Source organism: Nocardia brasiliensis (genome assembly GCF_011801125.1).
GTDB lineage: Bacteria > Actinomycetota > Actinomycetes > Mycobacteriales > Mycobacteriaceae > Nocardia > Nocardia brasiliensis_C.
On record NZ_CP046171.1, the window covers coordinates 5,109,510 to 5,131,396 of the forward strand.

19 protein-coding genes and 1 pseudogene are annotated in these 21,887 nt (G+C 69.9%); 1 reads left to right on the forward strand and 19 read right to left on the reverse strand.

Annotated elements, in window-relative coordinates; all coding sequences use genetic code 11:
- Nucleotides 1–224 precede the first annotated feature (224 nt).
- From F5X71_RS23045 to F5X71_RS23070, 6 genes are all read right to left on the reverse strand, one after another.
- The gene (locus F5X71_RS23045; protein ID WP_167463918.1) at nt 225–1,691 is read right to left on the reverse strand and encodes an RsmB/NOP family class I SAM-dependent RNA methyltransferase; all 1,467 of its coding nucleotides are present in this window, start codon (nt 1,689–1,691) and stop codon (nt 225–227) included.
- An 832-nt stretch (nt 1,692–2,523) separates the two neighbouring features.
- Complete coding sequence (gene fmt / locus F5X71_RS23050) at nt 2,524–3,447, reverse strand: methionyl-tRNA formyltransferase (RefSeq protein WP_167463919.1); 924 nt, start codon at nt 3,445–3,447, stop codon at nt 2,524–2,526.
- Complete coding sequence (gene def / locus F5X71_RS23055; RefSeq protein ID WP_167463920.1) at nt 3,447–4,013, reverse strand: peptide deformylase; 567 nt, start codon at nt 4,011–4,013, stop codon at nt 3,447–3,449. The genes fmt and def overlap by 1 nt, the downstream gene beginning before the upstream one ends.
- A gap of 149 nt (nt 4,014–4,162) precedes the next feature.
- Nucleotides 4,163–5,128, reverse strand: coding sequence for an esterase/lipase family protein (locus F5X71_RS23060; RefSeq protein ID WP_238815410.1), 966 nt, complete (start codon nt 5,126–5,128; stop codon nt 4,163–4,165).
- 103 nt (nt 5,129–5,231) lie between these two features.
- Nucleotides 5,232–5,882: a PadR family transcriptional regulator gene (locus tag F5X71_RS23065; RefSeq protein WP_238815411.1), complete on the reverse strand. Its 651-nt coding sequence runs from the start codon at nt 5,880–5,882 to the stop codon at nt 5,232–5,234.
- Between the two features lie 102 nt (nt 5,883–5,984).
- Nucleotides 5,985–6,569 carry a TetR/AcrR family transcriptional regulator gene (locus tag F5X71_RS23070; RefSeq protein ID WP_167463922.1) on the reverse strand — a complete coding sequence of 195 codons (585 nt, stop codon included), beginning with the start codon at nt 6,567–6,569 and terminating at the stop codon, nt 5,985–5,987.
- A gap of 78 nt (nt 6,570–6,647) precedes the next feature.
- Between F5X71_RS23070 and F5X71_RS23075 the strand changes: the two genes are divergently transcribed.
- Nucleotides 6,648–7,493, forward strand: a complete 846-nt coding sequence (locus F5X71_RS23075) for an SDR family oxidoreductase (RefSeq protein WP_167463923.1) — start codon at nt 6,648–6,650, stop codon at nt 7,491–7,493.
- A gap of 10 nt (nt 7,494–7,503) precedes the next feature.
- On the opposite strand, the gene F5X71_RS37775 is transcribed toward F5X71_RS23075, so the two are convergent.
- The 13 genes and pseudogenes from F5X71_RS37775 to F5X71_RS23135 all read right to left on the reverse strand — a co-directional run bounded on the left by F5X71_RS37775 (nt 7,504) and on the right by F5X71_RS23135 (nt 21,821).
- The gene (locus F5X71_RS37775; protein ID WP_428981387.1) at nt 7,504–7,599 is read right to left on the reverse strand and encodes a CysS/YqeB C-terminal domain-containing protein; all 96 of its coding nucleotides are present in this window, start codon (nt 7,597–7,599) and stop codon (nt 7,504–7,506) included.
- A gap of 41 nt (nt 7,600–7,640) precedes the next feature.
- Entirely contained in the window at nt 7,641–8,045 is a 405-nt protein-coding gene (locus tag F5X71_RS23080) for a subtilase-type protease inhibitor (RefSeq protein WP_167463924.1), read from the reverse strand.
- A gap of 313 nt (nt 8,046–8,358) precedes the next feature.
- Entirely contained in the window at nt 8,359–9,975 is a 1,617-nt protein-coding gene (locus F5X71_RS23085; protein ID WP_167466663.1) for a primosomal protein N', read from the reverse strand.
- A gap of 683 nt (nt 9,976–10,658) precedes the next feature.
- Nucleotides 10,659–11,025: pseudogene (locus F5X71_RS23090) on the reverse strand (primosomal protein N'); the annotation flags it as partial.
- Nucleotides 11,026–11,333: 308 nt separating this feature from the next.
- Complete coding sequence (gene metK, locus F5X71_RS23095; protein ID WP_167463925.1) at nt 11,334–12,545, reverse strand: methionine adenosyltransferase; 1,212 nt, start codon at nt 12,543–12,545, stop codon at nt 11,334–11,336.
- Nucleotides 12,546–12,756: 211 nt separating this feature from the next.
- Complete coding sequence (gene coaBC, locus F5X71_RS23100; RefSeq protein ID WP_167463926.1) at nt 12,757–13,983, reverse strand: bifunctional phosphopantothenoylcysteine decarboxylase/phosphopantothenate--cysteine ligase CoaBC; 1,227 nt, start codon at nt 13,981–13,983, stop codon at nt 12,757–12,759.
- Between the two features lie 84 nt (nt 13,984–14,067).
- Nucleotides 14,068–14,349 carry a DNA-directed RNA polymerase subunit omega gene (rpoZ, locus tag F5X71_RS23105; protein ID WP_014986448.1) on the reverse strand — a complete coding sequence of 94 codons (282 nt, stop codon included), beginning with the start codon at nt 14,347–14,349 and terminating at the stop codon, nt 14,068–14,070.
- A 95-nt stretch (nt 14,350–14,444) separates the two neighbouring features.
- Nucleotides 14,445–15,029: a guanylate kinase gene (gene gmk / locus F5X71_RS23110; protein WP_167463927.1), complete on the reverse strand. Its 585-nt coding sequence runs from the start codon at nt 15,027–15,029 to the stop codon at nt 14,445–14,447.
- An 8-nt stretch (nt 15,030–15,037) separates the two neighbouring features.
- Nucleotides 15,038–15,358 carry an integration host factor, actinobacterial type gene (gene mihF / locus F5X71_RS23115; RefSeq protein ID WP_014986450.1) on the reverse strand — a complete coding sequence of 107 codons (321 nt, stop codon included), beginning with the start codon at nt 15,356–15,358 and terminating at the stop codon, nt 15,038–15,040.
- 623 nt (nt 15,359–15,981) lie between these two features.
- The gene (gene pyrF, locus F5X71_RS23120; RefSeq protein WP_167463928.1) at nt 15,982–16,806 is read right to left on the reverse strand and encodes an orotidine-5'-phosphate decarboxylase; all 825 of its coding nucleotides are present in this window, start codon (nt 16,804–16,806) and stop codon (nt 15,982–15,984) included.
- 34 nt (nt 16,807–16,840) lie between these two features.
- Nucleotides 16,841–20,167: a carbamoyl-phosphate synthase large subunit gene (gene carB, locus F5X71_RS23125; RefSeq protein ID WP_167463929.1), complete on the reverse strand. Its 3,327-nt coding sequence runs from the start codon at nt 20,165–20,167 to the stop codon at nt 16,841–16,843.
- Nucleotides 20,167–21,306, reverse strand: coding sequence for a glutamine-hydrolyzing carbamoyl-phosphate synthase small subunit (gene carA, locus F5X71_RS23130; RefSeq protein ID WP_167463930.1), 1,140 nt, complete (start codon nt 21,304–21,306; stop codon nt 20,167–20,169). Before carA ends, carB begins: the two co-directional genes overlap by 1 nt.
- Complete coding sequence (locus F5X71_RS23135) at nt 21,303–21,821, reverse strand: transporter (RefSeq protein ID WP_167463931.1); 519 nt, start codon at nt 21,819–21,821, stop codon at nt 21,303–21,305. The genes carA and F5X71_RS23135 overlap by 4 nt, the downstream gene beginning before the upstream one ends.
- Nucleotides 21,822–21,887: the final 66 nt, after the last annotated feature.

Genomic DNA, 21,887 nt, shown 5'->3' on the forward strand with positions numbered 1-21,887 from the left:
CGGTACGCGGACTGAGGGGGGCAGATATCGGGGGTCGTTTTGAGGGGCTGATGCGGGCTCGCCCCCGGCGCCCGCGCCACAGCGACACAGCCGAGGCGACCGTCCGGAGCGAAACCCCCGGGGCCACCTCGGGCGGCAGTGAGATGGTGTCCGACGCGACGCACCCTCGTACCCGGAGCACCCTCGAATGGCCTGCGCCGGCTATTTCGAGGGTGCTCGGGTGGTCAGGAGGTGGGTTTGCGGAGGGCGGCCATGAACATGGCGTCGGTGCCGTGGCGGTGCGGCCACAGCTGGGCGGTGGGGCCGTCGCCGACATCGGTGACGCCGGGGAGCAGGTCGCGGGTGTCGAGTTGTTCGGCGCCGGTGCGGCGGACCGCGTCGGCGACCACCGCCACCGTCTCGGGGAGATGCGGCGAACAGGTGGAGTACAGGAGCACGCCGCCCGGACGCAGGAGATCCCACGCGGCGGTGAGCAATTCGCGTTGCAAGGTGACCAGCTCGGCGACGTCGGCCGGGGTGCGCCGCCAGCGTGCCTCGGGGCGGCGGCGTAACGCGCCGAGTCCGGTGCACGGAGCGTCCACCAAGATGCGGTCGTAGCCGGGGGTCAGACCGCTGTCGCGGCCGTCGGCGACGTGCACGTCGACCGGTAGGCCGTGCACGGCCTTGCGGACGAGTTCGGCGCGATGCTCGGCCGGTTCGACCGCGTCCAGGTGAAAGCCGTCGATGCCGGCGAGCGCGCCGAGCAGCGCGGCCTTTCCGCCCGGTCCGGCGCAGAGGTCGAGCCAGCGGCCGCCGTCCGGTCCGTCGAGCGGCGCCCTGGTCAGTGCCAACGCGACCAGCTGGCTGCCCTCGTCCTGCACGGCCGCCATGCCCTCGCGGACCGGCTCGAGCTTGCCGGGGTCGCCGCCGTCGAGGTACACCGCGTACGGCGACCAGCGCCCTTCTTCACCACCGGTCACCAGTGCCAGTTCTTCGGCACTGATATCGCCGGGCCGGGCCACCAGGTGCACGGCCGGGCGGGCGTCGTCGGCGGCCAGCGCGTCGCGCAGCTCGCCCGCCCGCGCACCGAGTGCGTCCGCGAACGCCTGCGCGATCCACGCCGGGTGGGCGAACTCGAAGGCCAAGTGCCCCACGGGATCCTTGGGCGCGAGCGCCTCGACCCACTGCTCGACGGTCTTCTCCCCCGCGCGCCGCAGCACCGCGTTCACGAAGCCGGCCTTGCCCGCGCCCGCCTCGGTGCGGGCGAGTGCCACCGAGGTGTCCACCGCCGCGTGCGCGCCGATCCGCGTCCGCAACAGCTGATAGACGCCCAGGCGCAACACATCGAGCAGCGGTCCGTCGATCTCGGCGAGCGGCCGACCGGCCCCGGCCTCGATCACCGCGTCGAGCAGGCCTTGCGAACGGCACGCGCCGTACGCGAGTTCGGTCGCCAACGCCGCGTCTCGCCCCGTCAGCTTCCGGTCCCGAAGCAGCCCCGGCAGCACCAGATTCGCGTACGCGTCCCGCTCCCGCACGGCCCGCAACACATCCCGCGCCACCAGCCGAGCCGCATCCACCCCCTCCGGAATCCGGTCCTTCCCTCCACCGGCACCCCGGGCACCCGCCCCCCGCTTGGCGCCCCCACCACTGCCCCCCTTCGACCGCGAACCCCCTCGCCCCGCGCCACCCCCAACGCGCGCACCATCATTCACGCCGCCCGATCGACCACCGGACCGCGAAGCACTCGCCCCTCGACCGGTTCCAACGGCCCGAGCATCAGCGCGCGCCTCGTCACTCGCCCCACCCAAACGGCCCTCCGCTCGGGTTCCACGCTCGACATCTCGCCCCGCCTGGCCCCCAATGCGCGCACCATCATTCACGCCGGACCGACCGCCCGCTCGCGCGCCATCTCTCGCCCCGCCCGCACGAGCATTCGAAGCGCCGGAACCAACCGCTCGACTCGAACCACTGCCCCGGTCTTCACGCTGTCCTGATGCATTGCGGCGCGGGCCGTTCGCCCGAGTGCCGCCTTGCTCATCCGCACCGGTACGGGCCGGGCGTCCACCGAATCGGGCACCACTCTGCGCACTGCCCCGCTTGGCCGCGCCGCCGGTGTCGGGCCGGGACGAACCCTCGGCGCGCTGCCATTTCGCCTGTGCGACGGGCTGATTCAGGGTGGATCGGCTGTCGCCCCCGGCCGGCCTGCCGGGCCGACCCTCGTCGCGTCCCGGCGTGCCGGCGCGGCGGGCGTGGTCCGCACCGTTGCCGCGCCGTGGTTGCGTCGCGCCGCGGGCCGGCTTCGACCCGCGAGACTCGTTGCCGCCCTTGCCTTCCGCCGTCATGCGAGCACCGCGCGGGGGCGAATACCGGTGCCGACGGTCCGGCCCGGTCCCGAGATCGTGTGCCGTACTGTCATGTTCCACCGCTCTGTTCGCGGCCCCGGCGGGACGCCGCGAGCCTGGTCTGTACGCCGCGACCGGACCGCGCGGACCACACCGCCGGAGCACCGCACCGTAGGTATGCCCCGCCGACGATCGAGGATCGTCACTCGAACTCCGCGCCGGGTTGCAGGCGGGCGCCGCGCGCCCAGTCGAGCGCCGCCATCATGCGCTTGCCTTGGGGTTGGACCTGGTCGAGGCGGACCGCGGTGGTGGCGGTGCCGACGAAGACACCGGACTTGCGGACCTCGATGCTGCGCGCGGGCAGCTGTTCCTCGACGAGTTCGACGGGGCCGAGTTTCAGTCGGGCGCCGCCGATTTCGGTCCACGCGCCCGGCGCCGGGGTCACCGCGCGGATGCGGCGGCCGATGGCGAGGGCGGGCAGGTCCCAGCGGATGTGCGCGGCCTCCGCGGTCACCTTGGCGGCGTGCGAGATTCCTTCGGCGGGCTGCGGAACCGACTGCAGGGTCCCGTCTTCCACGCCGTCGAGGGTGGCCTCGAGCAACCGGGCGCCGCTGTCGGCGAGCCGGTCGAGCAGAGTGCCCGCGGTGTCGGTGACGTCGATCTTCTCGGTGACCGTGCCGAACACCGGCCCGGTGTCGAGCCCGGCTTCGATCTGGAAGGTGGACGCGCCGGTGATCTCGTCGCCCGCGTCGATCGCGGCCTGCACCGGCGCCGCGCCGCGCCAGGCGGGCAACAGCGAGAAGTGCAGGTTGATCCAGCCGAAGCGCGGAATGTCGAGCACCCGCTGTGGCAGCAGGGCGCCGTAGGCCACGACCGGACAGCAGTCCGGCGCCAATTCGGTGAGCTGGTCGATGAATTCGGGTTCGGACGGGCGGCGCGGCGTCAGTACCGGGATCCCGTGCTCGTCGGCGAGCAGTCCGACCGGCGAGCGCGTCACCTTGCGGCCGCGGCCCGCGACGGCGTCGGGCCGGGTCACCACGGCGACCACGTCGTGGCGGCTGGATTCGATGAAGCGACGCAGCGACGGCACCGCCGGTTCCGGCGTGCCCGCGAAGACGATGCGCATCAGCGGCCCCGCCCGAACGGACCGGCCTGGCCTGCTCCACTCACCGAACGCGACGGCCGGGCGGTGACACCCGCACTGAACCAGTCGGATTCGCGAATGGTGCGCATCGCGTCCTTGCGGGCGGCCGGGTCGAGCCGGTCGATGAACAGCACGCCGTCGAGGTGATCGGTCTCGTGCTGCACGCACCGCGCCAGCAGTCCTTCGGCCGTGAATTCGACCGGCGCACCGTGCATGTCGACGCCGCTGGCGCGCACCCGGAGCGCGCGCCTGGTGTCGTAGCGGACCCCGGGAATGGACAGGCAGCCCTCGGGGCCGACCTGTTCTTCGTCACCGATGGGCTCCCACCGCGGGTTCACCAGATGCCCCGCCGCGTCATGAGTGTCGTACACGAACACACGCAACCCCACTCCGATCTGCGGTGCCGCCATTCCGACGCCACCGTCGTCGTGCATGGTGTCGGTCAGGTCGGTCACCAGCTGCTGCAGTTCCCGGTCGAATTCGGTGACCTCCGCCGCGCGGGCGCGCAGAACGGGATCGCCGAACAGGCGAACTGGCTGAATGGTCACGGCAAACTCCCGGAGGCGGACGAACACGGTCGTCTCATTCTAGTGAGACGACCGAATGTCCCCGATGCACCAGTCGGAACCTGGTAGAACTCGAGTGCGGTCGGGCGGGGTGACGGTTCCCCCGCCCGGCCGCCCGCCGCGTGCGGGCCTCAGGAGTTGCCCGCGACGATCACCTCGGGAATCCCGGTGCCGAGCGCCACCGACCGGCAGACCGGCGTCGGCGCGCTCGGGTCGAGCACGGTCAGCAGCAGCTGCTGCACGAACGGGTCGTAGACCATGTGGAAGTGCCCGGTCAGGTTGTTCGCGCAGCGATCCTGCAGCACGATGTTGGTCGCGTTGGCCCCGCGCAGCGCGATGTTGCTGAACGGCTGGATCATCTCGTCCACCTCGCTGCCGATCGTGGTGTAGTGCGGGCCCGGCACGGTGTCGCCGCCCGCGTTCAACTCGAGCATGATGGGCGAGCCTGCCGCCTGCTGTACCGCGGCCAGCGAGGTCACCTGAGCGAAGGCCGCCATCCCGCCGGGCACGGCCTGCACGATCGGCACCAGTCCGTACATCACGCCGCCGTAGCTCGGCGACGCGAGCCCGACCCACTGGCCGACCTTCGGCGCGCCCCCGAGTTTGTTGACGTAATACCGCGTGACGGTCGCGCCCTGCGAAAAACCGACGAGGTCCACCTGGGCCGCGCCGGTCGCGGCGAGCACCCGGTCGACGAACTCGCCGATCTGGTACGAACTGAGCACCACATCTTCGGTGCCGTAGGTATCCGCGCCCGGCTTACCGCCATAGTTGAGCGCGAAGACGCAGAACCCCGCGGCGGCGAGTTGCGGTGCGATCCCGGACCAGTCCGAGTAGGCGCTGGAGTCGGTGCCGTGCGCGAGGACCACCGGGCGCGGGCGCTCGGCGGTCGGCTTGCAGTCGAAATCGTTGGCGCCCATCGGCACCGCGTTCGGATGTTCCTTCTTGTACGACGCCGCGGCCAGATGATCGGTCTGCGACGGACCGGCTTCGGTAGGCACCTCGGGCGGTAGATAGCCGGCGGGCACGGCCTGCGCAGGCCCGGAGCCGAGCACCACGGCTCCGGCCAGCGCGACGGCCACCCCGGCTCTGCACAAGAGTGACTTTCCCCAACCCCACGGACCACAAGACTGTCGCATCTCACAATGATCTACCGAAGTCGGCTCAAATGCGCACTCCGGCGCGGTGTTTCACACCCCGTTACTTTTCGGGGGTCTCGTCTTCAGCGAGAATTCGGTAGAGCGATTTGCGCGTCTCGATGAGCAGGTCCGCCGCACGCGCCGCCTGTTCGGGTGTGCCGACGGACGCCACCTGCGCGGCCGCGCCCATCACCTGGCCGATCAGACCACGCAGATCGATCGCCTGCGCACCGACGTCCTCCTTGACGTCGGCCCACGGGTCGCCCAGCTCGTCCTTGTGCTCGGCGACGTACGCGGTGCCCGCCTCGGTGAGCTTCGCGGTCTTGCGACCGGCGATCTTGTCGATGATGACGAGCCCCTCGTCTTCCAGCTGCGCCAGCGCGGGGTAGATCGACCCCGGGCTCGGCCGCCAGATGTCATCGCTGCGCTCGCGGATCTGCTGGATGAGTTCGTAGCCGTGCATCGGCCGCTCGGTGAGCAGCAGCAGCACGGCGGCACGCACGTCACCGCGCCTGCCCCGGCCGCCGCGGCCACGACCGCGTCCGAACCCCGGGCCGAAGCCCGGTCCGAATCCTGGGCCGAAACCCGGCCCGAAGTCGGGACCGTGCCCGTGCCTACCGCGGCGGAACCGCTGCCTGGGGTCGAATTCCTCACTGCCCGGTCGCGACCAGGGGCCGCGCCGTGCGAAATCTCGATGTCCTTGACCTTCCATGTCTGCCTCCTCGGGCCTCCGTGTTCGTTTCACATTATCGACGATATATCGGCAATGCATCGAACGCAAGGGTGTTGCGGGGAGGTCCGCACAAGTGCCGACTCAACCCGCGAGCGAGTCGATCCAGCGGGAGAGCCGCTCCCCCTCCGCCGACATCAGCGCCGGGTCACGAAAAGTGTTGGTGAGCAACGAGATTCCTTGATAAGCCGCGATCAGCGCGACCGCGAGCTCGCCCGCGTCGGCACGGCCCAGCGCGGCGAACTGCCGCTCGACCCAGTCGACCAACCGCCGCATCACCTCGGCGAGCTCGCGATCCAGACCGTCGGCCCGCTTGTCCAGTTCGGTCGCGAGCGTCCCCGACGGACAGCCGATCCGCGCCGCGGTCTCGCGCTGCTCGACCCACCCCCCGATCAGCGCCTTGAGCCGATCCGCGGGCGCCGACAGCTGCTCGAGCCGCGCGATCAGGTCGGTCAGCGCCTGGTCGTGCGCGCCGATCGCGGCGCGCACGAGCTGATCCTTGGTCTTGAAGTAGTAGTAGACGTTGCCGACCGGCACCTCCGCGGCGTGCGCGATATCGGCGATGGTGGTCTTCTCGACCCCTTGCTCATGAAAGACCCGCGCGGCCGCCGCGCCGAGCCGTTCCCGCTTGCCGCCCTTCGGCCGCTCCCCGGCCACTGAGTTAGTCACCCAACTCACTATAGACACGCGGCGCGAACCCAGCTATGTTCGATTTAGTCAGTCAACTAACTCAAAGGATCGAACAAGATGATCGTGGTCACCGGAGCAACCGGAAACATCGGCGCACACCTGGTGCGCACCCTCGCCGACGCGGGCGAGACCGTCACCGCGGTCTCGCGCGGCAACCGGCCGATCGAGGTGCCCGGCGGCGTGCGCACGGTACGGGCCGACCTCGGCGATCCGGACAGCCTCGCCCCCGCGGTCGCGGGCGCGGACGCGCTGTTCCTGCTCATCACGGGCGAACAACTGGTCGACGGCCCGGCACCGGAACGGGTGCTCGCGGTGGCGGCGGCGGGCGGCGTCCGGCGCGTGGTCTTTGTGTCCTCGCAGGGCGTGGCGACCCGTCCCGACGCCGCGGGCTATGCACGGCTGGCCGCCTTCGAGGCCGCCCTCCGAGCGTCCGAGCTGGAGTGGACCATCCTGCGACCCGCGGGCTTCTACGCCAACACCTACGCGTGGGCCGAGTCCGTACGCACGGACCGCACGGTCGCCGCACCCTTCGGCGGCATCGGCCTGCCCTCGATCGACCCGGCCGATATCGCCGCGGTGGCGGCCGCCGCCCTCCGCGAGGACGGGCACGCCGGGCAGACCTACACGCTGACCGGACCGGCCCTGAGCACACCCCGGGAGCAGGCCGCCGCCATCGGGGCCGCGCTGGACGCACCCGTGCGCTTCGTGGAATTGACTCGCGCGCAGGCGTTTACCGGGATGTCGCGATTCATGCCCGAACCGGTGGTCGAGCACACGCTCTCGATCCTCGGCGAGCCGACCGCGGCCGAACTCGAGCTCAGCCCCGACGTGCGGCGGGTACTCGGCCGCACCCCGACCAGTTACGCCGAATGGGCTCAGCGCAATCGCGGAGTCTTCGCCTGAGCGACGGGCCTCACGTCTGATCGAAGAAGCGAATGTGCTGCTCGCCCTGCCGGTCTCGGACATCGATGCCGAGGGCGAGCAGCTCCTCGTCGAGTTCTTCTACCACCAGCGGCGGATTCGCGGGGTGGTGGTCTTGCGGAGGGGGACCTAGAAGACGGGGGTGGTTTTCGCGCGTAGCTCGCAGCTGTTGCCGAACTGCTTCTCCCACTTGACCGCTTTGCCCTGCCAGGTGCCGGTCGCCGTCGCGGTGACCGGGTCGTAGACCTGCGCGCACATCGCGCTGGGGTCGCCGACCAACTTGTCGAAATCGCCACCCGCCGCGATCAGCGACGCACACGCCCCGTCCGGATGCGGATGGTCACCACCGGCAGGCTCACACGTCAGCGAGACCCGCGTCGGCTCGACACCCAGCGTCTTCCCCGCGGTGACCGAGAGGTCCAGCCGCGTCCTGGTCTCCGTACCATCGGATTTCCCGCACCCGACCGGCACGGTGAGAGCGGCGAACGCAAGGCACGCGGTCGCGAGGATGCGGCGGAGCGAAGTCGTCGGCACGCCCAGAGTTAAACACCGGACAAACCACACACGGAACCAACACACCGAGAAGCGCACAAGCTGTTGCCCACGCCCACCCCGACCGAGAACACAGCGAACCGCGCCTCCCCGCCGGGAACTTCACGAGCCGCATCCGATGGTCGGCAGTACGGTAGACCGGCTCAGCCGGTGTCGACCAGGTCGGTTCCGATCGAAACACGGGCGCGCGGAGGGGTGCGGCGAGCTGTTGCAGGCGGACGCCATGATCGAGTGCCCCGAGCGACACTCCCCCGCGGCTTCGGGGGCTGCGCACCGGCTCTGTGGCGCGGCGGGATCAGCCGATGTCGACCGGGTCGATTTGGATGCGCAGTGGGGCGTCGGAGCGGTGGGTGCTGCGGATTGCTTGGGCGGCGGTGAGGGCGCGAGCGAGGGCGGCGCCGGATTTGCGGTCCACGCGCAGCAGGATGCGTTCGACCTCGGCGGGTGAGTCGCCGGAGGAGAACGGTTTGCGGGCCGCGGGCGGCAGCGGAACCGGGCCGAGCACGTCGACCTCGCCGGGCAGGCTTGCGGTGGAGAGCAATTCGGCGATCGACTCCGAGGTACCGTCGACGGCCGCCATGCGCACCGCGGGTGGGAAACCGACCTCGGCGCGGCCGGCGAGCTCGGCCCTGGCATGCCCCACCGGATCCCAGCGGACCAGGGTTTGCACCGTGGGGATCGAGGGCTCCGCCACAACGAACACCTGACCGTGCGAGCGCACCAGGGTGGCGGCGGCCATCCAGCGCCGCAACGCGTCCTCGGCGGCGCGCAGATCGGCGCGACCGAGCAGCGCCCAGCTGTCCAGCAGCAGCGCGACTCCGTAGCCACCGGGCAGCACCGGCTCCGCGCCGACCGTGGCGACCACCACCTGCGGGCCCGGTTCCACGGTGTCGAGCATCGCGCCGCCGCTCGAACCGCGAATCGGGACACCGGGAAACGCGCGCCCGAGTTCTTCGGCCGTGCGGATCGCACCGATCACCACCGCGCGCAGCGCCCGCGAACCGCAGGCCGAACAGCGGAACGCGGCCTCGGTGATACCGCACCAGCGGCAGCTCGGGCTGTGCGCTGGCTCGGGTGAATGTCGTTGCCCCGCACGGCCGTCCGGCAGGGACAGCGGCCCGTTGCAGTGCCTGCACCGTGCCGGGGTCCGGCATTTCGCGCAGGCCAGCGCCGGCATATAGCCGCGCCGGGGCACCTGCACCAGCACGCCCGCCCCTTCTCTCAACGCCGATCGGGCCGCCCCGAAGGCGACCGCCGGAATGCGCACCGCCCGTGCGACCGGGTCCCGTTCCAACGCGGCGTCGGAGTCGCCCGGCACGCTGATGCGCGGAGAAGCCTTGCGCACCACGGCCCGATCGGCCACCAGGTCGTGCGCCCAGCCGGTTTCCACGACCGCCTGGATCTCCGCGGTCCGCGCGAATCCCGCCGCGACGAACGCGGCCCCGGTCTCGTGCGAGCGCAGCATGGCCACCTCGCGCGCATGCGGATACGGGGCGCGCGGCTCGGCGTAGGTGTCGTCGCCGTCGTCCCAGATCGCGAGCAGCCCCAGATTGTCGGCGGGCGCGAAGACCGCGCTGCGGGTGCCGACCACCACCCGCGCCGTCCCGCGCAGCACCGAAAGCCAGCGCCGATACCGCGCGGCCGGGCCCAGCCCGGCGGACAGCCCGACCGCCGAATCCCCCAGCAGCCGTTCGCATTCCGCCAGCACCCGATCGAGATCCCGCTGGTCCGGCACCATCAGGATGGCGCTGCGCCCCGTGCCCGCCACCGTCGCCGCCAACTCGGCGAGCCGCCGCGGCCAGTCCTCGCCAGGCAACGCCTGCCACGCCGCACGCGGCCCCTTCCCCTGCGCCAGCGCCGTCACGAACGCCGCCCCGTGCACATACCGATACCAAGCCTCCGGCACCTGCACCGCAACGGCACCGTCCGACGAAACCGCCTGTGCCGCGCCGCCATCGACTCCGCTCTCAACCCCAGCGAAATCAGCCGCTGCCCCGCCACCGGCCCCACCCTCAACCCCGGCAGAACCAGCCACCGCCCCACCACCAGCTCCACCCTCAACCCCGGCAGAATCAACCGCCGACGCGGCCGGCTCCCCCGTTCCCGGCGAAGCGGCCTCCGCCACCACCTCCCCTTTGGAATGCACCTGCCCACCAGCATGTTCCGGGGAGCCGGACGACTCTCCGTCCACACGAGGAAGCGCGGCCCCCGAAACCCGCTGGGGCACCGCACCTCGCGGCACCGCAGGCGAATCAGACTGCGCGACTTCCGAACCGCCCCTGCCCGCCACATCAGCCACGACGTGTTCCGACGGCGCGGGCGGCTCCCGTTCCGCACGCGACGAACCAGCCGCGTCAACGGCATCCGAGATCGCTTCTACCGCAGACTCCCCCGAAGACACAGACGAAATCGACTGCGCATCAACCGAACCGGCGGGGCCCCCGCCGATCACGGAACCTTTCGACGGTGTCGAATCCGACTGTCCCGGTTCGGGTTCCGGGGCACTCGACTGCTCGGGGTGGGACGGTGGGGCTGCGTCCTGCTCAGTCGCGCCCTGGTCGTCGGTCGGCTCGTCCGGGGGAAGTGTTTGGGAGGTGGCTGATTTCTTCTTGGTGCCGCCGGTTTCGGTGCGGGCGTGGCGGGGCGGGATGGCGAGGCGCAGGACGTCGGCTCGGGTGCCGGCGTAGCGGGCGGCGACGGCGGTGGTGAGGCGGACGATCTCGGGGGTCAGCACGCGTTCACCGGAGACCACGCGCTCTAGTTTCACGAGTTTTCCGCCGTGGTCGCTGTGCGTGCGACGTTCCAGGAGATAGCCGTCGACCAGGCGTCCGGCGAAACGGACCCGCACCCGCACGCCGGGTTGTGCGAGTTCGTCGAGTTCGAGCGGGACGAGGTAATCGAAGTCACGGTCCAGGTGGGCCGGGGACAGCAAAGGGAGTACCCGGGCAATCGGGTACTCCATGCTCGCGGGCCCTACCGGCAGTGCCCCCTGCGAGGCGGGGGCATCCGCCGCCGGTTCGCTCACGCAGCTCTGATCGGCTCAGCCGCCGACCGGGGCCCGACCGTCTTCCCGCATCCGCTCCGTGTTCGCGCACCCGGGGACCCGGGCAAGCCCGCACCCGAGCAGCCGGTCCCGAATCCGGATCGATACGAACCAGGTTCACCGCTGCCGGTCAGGTCGACGCCCGACCCGGCAACGACAGAAATGTCGATCCGCGCAGCACTCAGCCGCCCGCGGCAGGCCGAACTCGCCCGGATCGACATCACCAGCTACAGCCCGACGGCGGCGCGCAACTTCTCGGCGCGGTCGGTGTGTTCCCAGGGCAGATCGACGTCGGTACGACCGAAGTGGCCGTAGGCGGCGGTCGGCGCGTAGATCGGACGCAGCAGATCCAGGTCGCGGATGATCGCGCCGGGGCGTAGGTCGAAGACCTCCTTGATCGCCGTGGCGATGCGCTCCGGGTCGACCTTCTCGGTGCCGAACGTCTCCACGAACAAACCGACCGGTGCGGACTTGCCGATGGCGTAGGCCACCTGGACCTCGACCCGCTCGGACAGCCCGGCCGCGACGACGTTCTTCGCGACCCAGCGCATGGCGTACGCGGCGGAGCGGTCCACCTTCGACGGGTCCTTGCCGGAGAACGCGCCGCCGCCGTGGCGGGCCATGCCGCCGTAGGTGTCGACGATGATCTTGCGACCGGTCAGGCCCGCGTCGCCCATCGGACCGCCGAGCACGAACTTGCCGGTCGGGTTGACCAGCAGACGGATATCGGAGGTGTCGAGGCTGGGCAGCTCGAGATCGGCCAGCACCGCGTCGACGACCTTTTCCCGAATGTCGGGCGCGAGCAGATTGTCCAGGTCGATGTCGGCGGCGTGCTGGGTGGAGATGACCACGGTGTCCAGCCGGACCGGGCGGTCACCCTCGTATTCGATGGTGACCTGGGTCTTGCCGTCGGGCCGCAGGTACGGCAGCACGCCGGACTTGCGCACCTCGGTCAGCTTGCGGGACAGGCGATGTGCGAGGGCGATGGGCAGCGGCATGAGTTCGGGGGTGTCGCTGGTCGCGAAGCCGAACATCAGGCCCTGATCGCCCGCGCCCTGCTTCTCGATTTCGTCGTCGGAGCCACCGACGCGCGCCTCGTGCGAAGTGTCCACGCCCTGCGCGATATCCGGGGACTGCGCGCCGATCGCGATATTCACACCGCAGGAATTACCGTCGAATCCCTTTGCCGAGGAGTCGTATCCGATTTCGAGCACCTTTTCCCGGACAATGCGGGGAATATCGGCGTACGCGGAGGTGGTGACCTCACCCGCGACGTGGACCTGGCCCGTCGTCACGAGGGTTTCCACCGCGACCCGGCTACGCGGGTCGGCCGCGATCAACGCGTCGAGGATGGAATCGCTGATAGCGTCACAGATCTTGTCCGGGTGACCTTCGGTCACGGACTCACTGGTGAATAGCCGGCTGCCGGACGTGCGCACAGTTCTTCCCTCTCCCTCACGGGTCATTCGTACGATTTGCGACAGTAACGCGCTGCGTCGCCGCACAAACCTTTCGTTCCAGACTATGGCAAACCACTGACGCGCTGGGCCCGAAGAGAGCTGGCTCTCCGTCAGCGGGATCGATCGTTCACCCTGACGTCACTCGGTTGATGATAGTTCCTGGGGCATTATCCCAGGCGCACAATGAGTTTCAGCGCAACAGCGGACCGAGCGCGTCGAGCACCCGGCTGGCGAGCAGCGCCTTCGACCCGTGGTCGAGCGACTGTTCGGTACCGTCGGCGCCGAGCAGCCAGCCGTTATTGGTGTCGACCTCGAAGGCCTTGCCCTCGCCGACCGCGTTGACCACAAGCAGATCGCACCCCTTGCGCGCCAGCTTGGCCCGCGCGTAGGTGAGCACGTCGCCGTTCTCGTCACCGGTCTCGGCGGCGAAGCCGACGATCGCGGTACCGGGCAGCTGCCCGTCCCGGCGCGCCTGCACCAGGCCCGCGAGGATGTCGGTGGTCTTGGTCAACGCGATGACGTCGGGTTCGCCCGCGCCCTTCTTGATCTTGGCCGCGGCCACGTCGGTGGGCCGGAAATCGGCCACCGCCGCCGCCATGATCACCGCGTCGGCGCCGATCGCGTGCTTGTCCACCGCGGTCTTCAACTGCTCGGCGGTGGTGATGTGCACCAGGTCGACGGCCGCGGGCGCGGCCATCTCGATCGTATTGCCCGCGATCAGCGTCACGTGCGCGCCGCGCTGGGCCGCCACTCGGGCCAGGGCGTAACCCTGCTTGCCCGAACTGCGGTTGCCCAGGAAGCGCACCGGATCCAGCGGCTCTCTGGTACCGCCCGCGGTGATCACCACGCGGCGGCCCTCGAGATCACGCGGGATGGCGTCGGCGCGCTCGAGCAGCAGGGTCGCCAGTCCGAAGATCTCCTCGGGCTCGGGCAGGCGCCCCGGTCCGGTGTCGGTGCCGGTGAGACGACCCGACGCGGGCTCCATGACGATCGCACCGTGGGCGCGCAGCGTCGCGACATTGGCGACGGTCGCCGGATGCTCCCACATCTCGGTGTGCATCGCGGGCGCGAACACGATCGGACATCGGGCCGTCAGCAGGGTCGCGGTGAGCAGGTCGTCGGCGCGGCCCTGGGCCGCGCGCGCCATCAGGTCGGCGGTCGCCGGGGCGATGACCACGAGGTCCGCCTCCTGGCCCAGCCGGACATGCGGCACCTCGGGCACATCGGTGAACACATCGGTGTGCACCGGGCTCCCGGACAACGCCTCGAAGGTGGCCTTACCGACGAACTGCAACGCCGACTCGGTGGGGATCACCCGGACCCGGTGCCCGGTCTCGGTGAACCGCCGGACCAGCGAGCAGGCTTTGTAGGCGGCGATGCCGCCGCCTACGCCGACGACGATACGGGTGGTGCTCACTGTGCCTCCGGCTGCTGTGGCTCATCCCCGCGCCGCGGGGAACTCGATACCGCGACGTCCATCGGACGACGCGCACACTCGGCCCTACTCGCCTTCGGAGTGCTCGAGCAGGTCGGAGTGGATCTCACGCATGGCAACCGAGAGCGGCTTCTCCTGGAGGCCGGGCTCGACCAGCGGGCCGACGTACTCGAGGATGCCGTCGCCGAGCTGGTTGTAGTAGTCGTTGATCTGCCGGGCCCGCTTGGCCGCGTAGATGACCAGGGCGTACTTGGACGAAGTGCGCTCCAGCAGCTCATCGATCGGCGGGTTGGTCAGGCCGATCGGGGTGTCGTATGCGGGAACGGTCTTGAGGTCCGTACTGCTCACTAGGAGGGCTCCTGCGCGTTGGAGGTGGTGGCCGGGCGGAACCCGGCCGGGCTGGTGAACCCGAGCGTGCCGGACCGGCCGAAGCCGGTCGGGGGTCACGAACTCGAATTTGTGCTAACGAACAACGATACCAACTGCTCACAGGCGCTGGTCACCTCGTCGTTCACTATGACGATGTCGAACTCGTCACAGGCCGCCAGTTCGGTCCTGGCGGTTTCCAACCTGCGTGCGATCACCTCGGGCGATTCGGTGCCCCGCGAGGTGAGCCGGGAGACCAGCTCGTCCCAGCTCGGCGGGGCGAGAAACGCCAGCGTCGCCTCCGGTATCGCCTTGCGTACCGAGCGCGCGCCCTCGAGGTCTACTTCGACCAGCACCGGTAGGCCGTCCGCGAGTGCGGCCAGCACCGGCGCTGCCGGGGTGCCCGAACGCTGCAAGCCACCGTGTATATCCGCCCACTCGAGCAGCTCGCCCGCCTCGATCATGGCGTCGAACTCTTCCCGGGACACGAACCGATAGTCGAGACCGTCGACTTCACCGGGCCGGGGGGCCCGGGTCGTTGCCGACACACTGAAGATCAGGTGCGGCAGTCGCTCGCGGACGCAGCGGACCACGGTGGACTTGCCAACGGCCGAGGGGCCGACCAGTACAACCAGCCGACCCTTCCGCGTGTGTTCGACCACCCTCGTTATCAGGCGTCGAAGTCGAACCGGGCCAGCAGCGCCTTACGCTGCCGATCGCCCAGTCCGCGCAGCCGCCGGGTGGGGGCGATCTCCAGTTCACTCATGATTTCCGCCGCCTTGACCTTGCCCACCTTCGGCAGGGCCTCGAGCAGCGCCGACACCTTCATCTTGCCGAGAATCTCATCGGACTCGGCATCGGTGAGGACCTGCTTCAGGTTGGTGCCGCCTCGCTTCAGGCGCTCCTTGAGCTCCGCCCGAGCGCGGCGAGCGGCAGCCGCCTTCTCCAAAGCAGCGGCGCGCTGCTCGTCAGTCAGCTGGGGAAGGGCCACGGTTCCTCCGTCTCATCGTTCATTGCATCAACTCCTGCCGGTAACCCGGCAGTCTCAGCGACCGTACCCACGGCATCCGCAGATTGCGAACCCACCCCCCAGGTCAGCGCATGATTCCGGATGCCGTAGACGCGAGCGCGATGCGAATCGCAAGGGCCCTCTGCCGCTGCGCAGATCGTACCGCCGAAATCGCGAAATGGCCCTTCAGCAGGGAGTTTTCACATCCGACACACGTTAGCCAGCAGATAGCGGTGGCCGGAAACGCGGCGCTGGCAAACCGGGGCGAGTCCGACCAGGAACTTTCTCGGAAATTCCCGCGTGTCGTGGTGCCTTTCAGCGTGTCGCGCGCCACAGTCGAGCCAAATGACCGGTTGGGTGCCACCACGGCCGTGCGACCGACCAAGCGACGCGGCCCGTGCTGGTGCCATTCTGCGCGATCACGGGCCTGATCGGCCCGGATAGCCCGAATCCGGGGAAACTCCGTCGAGCGGGCCGTACAGGACCCGCTACGGGCCACATGCACGCGTGCACATGCCCGCACCCGAGCACCGCGCGCGGGGCCGGGCTTCCCCCGAAACGCGCCGAGACCGGCGCGGGTGCGCCGGTCTCGGAGTTCGTTTCATTTATTTCTGCAGAAAGGCGAACGCTTCCTGGAATCCGGCCAGCTCGGCCCGCAGCGCGGGCACGTCCGGGCCGGCGCGCAGCACCTCGCGGGACACGGCGGGCACCGCGGCCTGCAGCATCGACTCCGGCACCAGGTCACGGATGGTTTCCGGGCCACCGCCCTGGGCTCCGACGCCCGGCATCAGGATCGGCCCGTTGAGCGCCGACAGGTCCGGTGCATCGGTGAGCGTCGCGCCGATCACCACGCCGACCGAGCCGAAGCCCGCGTCGGCGTTACGCGCGGCGGCCTCGTCGACCATCAGCTGCGCGACCGTGCGGCCCTCCCCCGTGTCGACCCGTTGCACCTGTGCCCCTTCGGGATTCGAGGTGGCAGCCAGCACGAAGACACCGCGGTGCCCGGCCGCGGCCGTCGCCAGAGCCGGTGCCAGCGAACCGAATCCGAGGTACGGCGACACCGTCACCGCGTCCGAACCCAGCGGTCCGTCACCCAGCCAGGCCCGTGCGTAGGCGTCCATGGTCGAGCCGATGTCGCCGCGCTTGGCGTCGGCGAGCACCAGGGTGCCCGAGGCGCGCAACACCTCGATGGTGCGCTCCAGCACCGCGATTCCGGCCGCGCCGTACGGCTCGAAGAACGCCACCTGCGGCTTGACCATCGCGACCCGGCCGTCGAACGCCTCGACGCAGATCTCGGCGAAACGCTCGACGCCCTCCGCGTCGACGGTCAACCCCCAGGACTTCAGCAGTCCCGGGTGCGGGTCGATGCCGACGCACACCGGCCCGAAATGCGCCATGGCGTGCTGTAATCGCTCGCCGAAGGTCTTCATCCCAGCTGCCTCCTACCCTGTTGTTCCGACGTGATCAGCCACGCAGCACCGAATGCAGTTCCTGCAGCGACCGCACCCCGATCCCGCCGTTGATGCTGGCCTCGATGCCCTGCACGGCGGCAGCGGCACCCTGCACGGTCGTGATGCACGGAATGTTCACACCCACCGCCGCACTGCGGATCTCGTAGCCGTCCACGCGCGGACCGGAGTTGCCGTACGGGGTGTTGAACACCATGTCGACCTCGCCGTCCCTGATCTGCTCCACGATCGTGGGCTGCGGCACGCCCGACTCGCCGGTCGCCGCATCGGGTTCGGAGTGCTTGCGCACCCGCTCGCACGGAATGCCGTTGCGACGCAGCATCTCCGCGGTCCCCTCGGTGGCCAGGATGCGGAATCCCAGGTCGTGCAGGCGCTTCACCGGGAAGACCATGGCGCGCTTGTCCCGGTTGGCGATCGAGACGAACACCGTGCCCTCGGTGGGCAGCGAGCCGTAGGCCGCGGTCTGGCTCTTGGCGAAGGCGGTGCCGAAGTCGGCGTCGATGCCCATCACCTCGCCGGTGGACTTCATCTCCGGCGACAGCAGCGAATCCACGCCGGTGCCATCGGCCTTGCGGAACCGATGGAACGGCAGCACAGCCTCCTTCACGGCCACCGGCGCGTCCAGCGGGACGTGCCCGCCGTCGCCCTCACCCGGCAGCATGCCCTCCTTGCGCAGCTGGGCGATGGTGGCGCCGAGCATGATCCGCGCGGCCGCCTTGGCCAGCGGTACCGCGGTGGCCTTGGATACGAACGGAACCGTCCGGCTGGCACGCGGATTCGCCTCGAGCACGTAGAGCACGTCGTCCTTGAGCGCGTACTGCACGTTGAGCAGGCCCTTGACCCCGATGCCCTTGGCCAGCGCGACGGTCGAGCGGCGCACCGCCTCGATATCGCTGCGGCCCAGGGTGATCGGCGGCAGCGCGCAGGCGGAGTCGCCGGAGTGGATGCCCGCCTCCTCGATGTGCTCCATCACGCCGCCGAGGTAGACCTCCTCGCCGTCGCACAGCGCGTCGACGTCGATCTCGATCGCGTCCTCGAGGAAACGGTCCACCAGCACCGGGTGTTCGGGGCTGAGCTCGGTGGCCCGGGAGATGTAGCCCTCCAGGGACTGCTCGTCGTAGACGATCTCCATGCCGCGGCCGCCGAGCACGTAGGACGGCCGGACCAGCACCGGGTAGCCGATGCTCGCGGCGATCTTCTTGGCCTGCGCGAAGGTGGTCGCGGTGCCGTACTTCGGCGCGGGCAGTCCGGCCGCGACGAGCACGTCGCCGAATTCGCCACGGTCCTCGGCCAGGTCGATGGCGGCGGCGCTGGTGCCGACCACCGGCACGCCCGCCTCGGTGAGCCGCTGCGCGAGGCCGAGCGGGGTCTGCCCGCCCAGCTGCACGATCACGCCGACGACCCGCCCCGACTCGCTTTCGGCGTGGTAGACCTCGAGCACGTCCTCGAAGGTGAGCGGCTCGAAGTAGAGCCGATCGGCGGTGTCGTAGTCGGTGGAGACGGTCTCCGGATTGCAGTTGACCATCACCGTCTCGTACCCGGCCTGCGAAAGGGTCTGCGCCGCATGCACACACGAGTAGTCGAACTCGATGCCCTGGCCGATCCGGTTCGGACCGGAACCGAGGATGATCACCTTGTCCCGCTCACGCTGCGGCGCGACCTCGGACTCGGCGGCCGGATCCAGCTCGTAGGCCGAGTAGTGGTACGGGGTCTTGGCCTCGAACTCGGCGGCACAGGTGTCGACCGTCTTGAACACCGGACGCACACCGAGCCGGTGCCGCAGCGCGCGCACCCCGGTCTCTCCGGCCAGTTCCGGGCGCAGCGCGGCCAGCTGACCGTCGGACAGGCCGTAGTGCTTGGCCCGGCGCAGCAACGGCTCGTCCAGCACGGGCGCGTCGATGATCTCGGCGCGCAGCTCGACCAGGCCCGCCACCTCGGCGACGAACCAGGGGTCGATACCCGATGCGGCGGCGACGGTTTCGATGCTCGCGCCCAACCGCAGCGCGCGCTCCACCTGGTAGATGCGGCCCTCGGTCGGGGTGCGCAGGTCTGCCAGGATCGCTTCCACGTCGTTCCACTTGCCGTCGGCCTGGGTCCAGAAGCCCGCGGCCTTGGTCTCCAGCGAACGCAGCACCTTGCCGAGCGCCTCGGTGAAGTTGCGGCCGAGCGACATCGCCTCGCCGACCGACTTCATCGTGGTGGTCAGCGTCGGGTCGGCGCCGGGGAACTTCTCGAACGCGAAGCGCGGCGCCTTGACGACCACGTAGTCCAGCGTCGGCTCGAAGCAGGCCGGCGTTTCCTTGGTGATGTCGTTGACGATCTCGTCGAGGGTGTAGCCGATCGCCAGCTTGGCGGCGATCTTGGCGATCGGGAAGCCCGTCGCCTTGGAGGCCAGCGCCGACGAGCGCGAGACGCGCGGGTTCATCTCGATGACGATCAGGCGGCCGTCGGCGGGATTCACCGCGAACTGGATGTTGCAACCGCCGGTGTCGACGCCGACCTCGCGCAGGATCGCGATGCCGAGGTCGCGCAGCTTCTGATACTCGCGGTCGGTGAGCGTCATGGCCGGGGCGACGGTCATCGAGTCACCGGTGTGCACGCCCATCGGGTCCACGTTCTCAATCGAGCAGACCACCACGACGTTGTCGCGGCCGTCGCGCATCAGCTCGAGCTCGTATTCCTTCCAGCCCAGGATGGATTCCTCGATGAGCACGTTCGCGGTCGGCGAGGCGGCCAGACCGCCGCCGGCGATCCGGTCGAGGTCGTCGTGGTCGTAGGCCATGCCGGACCCGAGGCCGCCCATGGTGAACGAGGGCCGCACCACCACGGGGAAGCCGAGCTCGGCGACCGTCTCGCGCACCTCGTCCATCGTGAAACACACACGGGAGCGGGCACTCTCGCCGCCGACCTTGGCGACGATGTCCTTGAACTTCTGCCGGTCCTCACCGCGCTGGATGGCTTCGAAGTCGGCACCGATCAGCTCGACGTTGTACTTCTCCAGCACCCCGTTCTCGTGCAGCGCGACCGCGGTGTTCAGCGCGGTCTGTCCGCCGAGGGTGGCCAGGATGGCGTCCGGGCGCTCCTTGGCGATGACCTTCTCGACGTACTCCGCGGTGATCGGCTCCACGTAGGTGGAGTCGGCGAACTCGGGGTCGGTCATGATGGTCGCCGGGTTGGAGTTCACCAGCGACACGCGCAGGCCCTCAGCGCGCAGCACCCGGCAGGCCTGGGTGCCCGAGTAGTCGAACTCGCAGGCCTGACCGATCACGATCGGGCCGGAGCCGATGACCAGGATGTGTTCGAGGTCGGTACGACGTGGCATCAGATTCCCTTCCGCTGCGCGGCCGGGCCGCCTGCCATGAGACCGGCGAACCGGTCGAAGAGGTACGCGGCGTCGTGCGGGCCCGCGGCGGCCTCCGGGTGGTACTGCACGGAGAACGCGCGGCCGTCGACCAGCCGCACGCCCTCGACGGTGCCGTCGTTGGCGCAGACGTGACTCACCTCGGCCTTGCCGAACGGGGTGTCGAACCGCTCGCCCTGCTCGCCCTCCAGCGCGAACCCGTGATTCTGCGCGGTGATCGAAATGCGACCGGTCTCGTGCTCGACGACCGGGATGTTGATGCCGCGGTGGCCGAACTTCATCTTGTAGGTCTTGCGGCCGAGCGCGCGACCCAGGATCTGATTGCCGAAGCAGATGCCGAACAGTGGCAGCCCGCGCTCGAGCACGCCCTTGGTCAGCGCGACCGCGCCGTCCTGGGTGGCCGGGTCGCCGGGGCCGTTGGACAGGAACACCCCGTCCGGGTTCAGGTCGAGGATCTGCTCGAGCGGCGCGTTCGACGGCACCACGTGCACCCGCATGCCGCGCTCGGCGAACATGCGCGGGGTGTTGGTCTTGATGCCGAGATCGACCGCGACCACGGTGAAGCGGCGTTCGCCGGTCGGCTCGATGGTGTACACCGCGTCCGTGCTCACCTCCTCGGCCAGATCGGCGCCGAGCATCGACGGCTGCCCGGTCACCCGGGCCAGCAGCTCGTCTGCGCCGGCCAGGGCCGGTCCGGAGAAGATGCCCGCCTTCATCGAACCGCGGGTGCGCAGGTGCCGCACCAGCGCGCGGGTGTCGACGCCCGCGATGCCGACGACGTCCTGGCGCCGCATCGCCTCGGGCAGCGTGGTGGTGGCGCGCCAGTTGGACGCGCGCCGCGCGGGATCGCGCACCACGTAACCGGCGACCCAGATCTTGCCGGACTCGTCGTCCTCGTCGTTCCAGCCGGTGTTGCCGATCTGCGGTGCCGCGGCGACCACGATCTGGCGGTGGTAGCTGGGGTCGGTGAGGGTCTCCTGATAGCCGGTCATCGCGGTGCAGAACACCGCTTCACCGAGCGTCTCACCCACGGCGCCGTAGGCCGAGCCGCGGAATACCCGGCCGTCCTCGAGCACCAGCGCAGCGTCTTGCGCCGTCATTCGTCGTCTCCCGTCGTCGTGCTGGTCCGGTCGGCAGGCAGGCCCCGCGTCCAAGCCGGGTACACCGACTTGTCGTCACCCCGGAAACCGGTATCGATCTCGGTTCCGGTGGGCAGCTGCCAGCGAACGACCAGCACACCATCCTTTGTCATTACTTTCCCCGCGTGCCCGCGCTCGGTGCGCACCGCCGTGATCGACTCCTGCGGAATCCAGATCACGGTCGCGCCGTCACGTTCGAGCAGAATCCCCCGTTCGAACCGGGTCAGCTCCGCGGTGGCGCGAAAACCCAGGTCCCCCACCGTGATCCGGTCCTGCCAGCTCGGCGCGATGGTGCTGCCGAGATAGACGCCGGTGGTCGGCTCGAGCACCTGTGCGCCGAGATCGGCGGGCACGGTGGGCAGTTCACCGATCCGGTCCTGCTGGCGCGTCGCCCGGTTCTGCCAGCCTCGATACATCAACCAGACGCACAAAGCGAACAGCGCGAGCAGGCCGATCACCCACAGCGTTCTTTCCACTTACGGACCTCCTGTGCCTGATTTGCGGCACTCACGGTGCCCTGCGTGGGCCCGCCCGTCACCCAC

Excerpts from the sequence above, each read along its gene's own strand:
- F5X71_RS23075 (WP_167463923.1), top strand. The coding sequence starts at position 6,648 with ATGATCGTGGTCACCGGAGCAACCGGAAACATCGGCGCACACCTGGTG.
- carA (WP_167463930.1), bottom strand. The coding sequence starts at position 21,306 with ATGACGGCGCAAGACGCTGCGCTGGTGCTCGAGGACGGCCGGGTATTC.
- pyrF (WP_167463928.1), bottom strand. The coding sequence starts at position 16,806 with ATGAAGACCTTCGGCGAGCGATTACAGCACGCCATGGCGCATTTCGGG.
- carB (WP_167463929.1), bottom strand. The coding sequence starts at position 20,167 with ATGCCACGTCGTACCGACCTCGAACACATCCTGGTCATCGGCTCCGGC.
- F5X71_RS23065 (WP_238815411.1), bottom strand. The coding sequence starts at position 5,882 with ATGGAAGGTCAAGGACATCGAGATTTCGCACGGCGCGGCCCCTGGTCG.
- fmt (WP_167463919.1), bottom strand. The coding sequence starts at position 3,447 with ATGCGCATCGTCTTCGCGGGCACGCCGGAACCGGCGGTGCCGTCGCTG.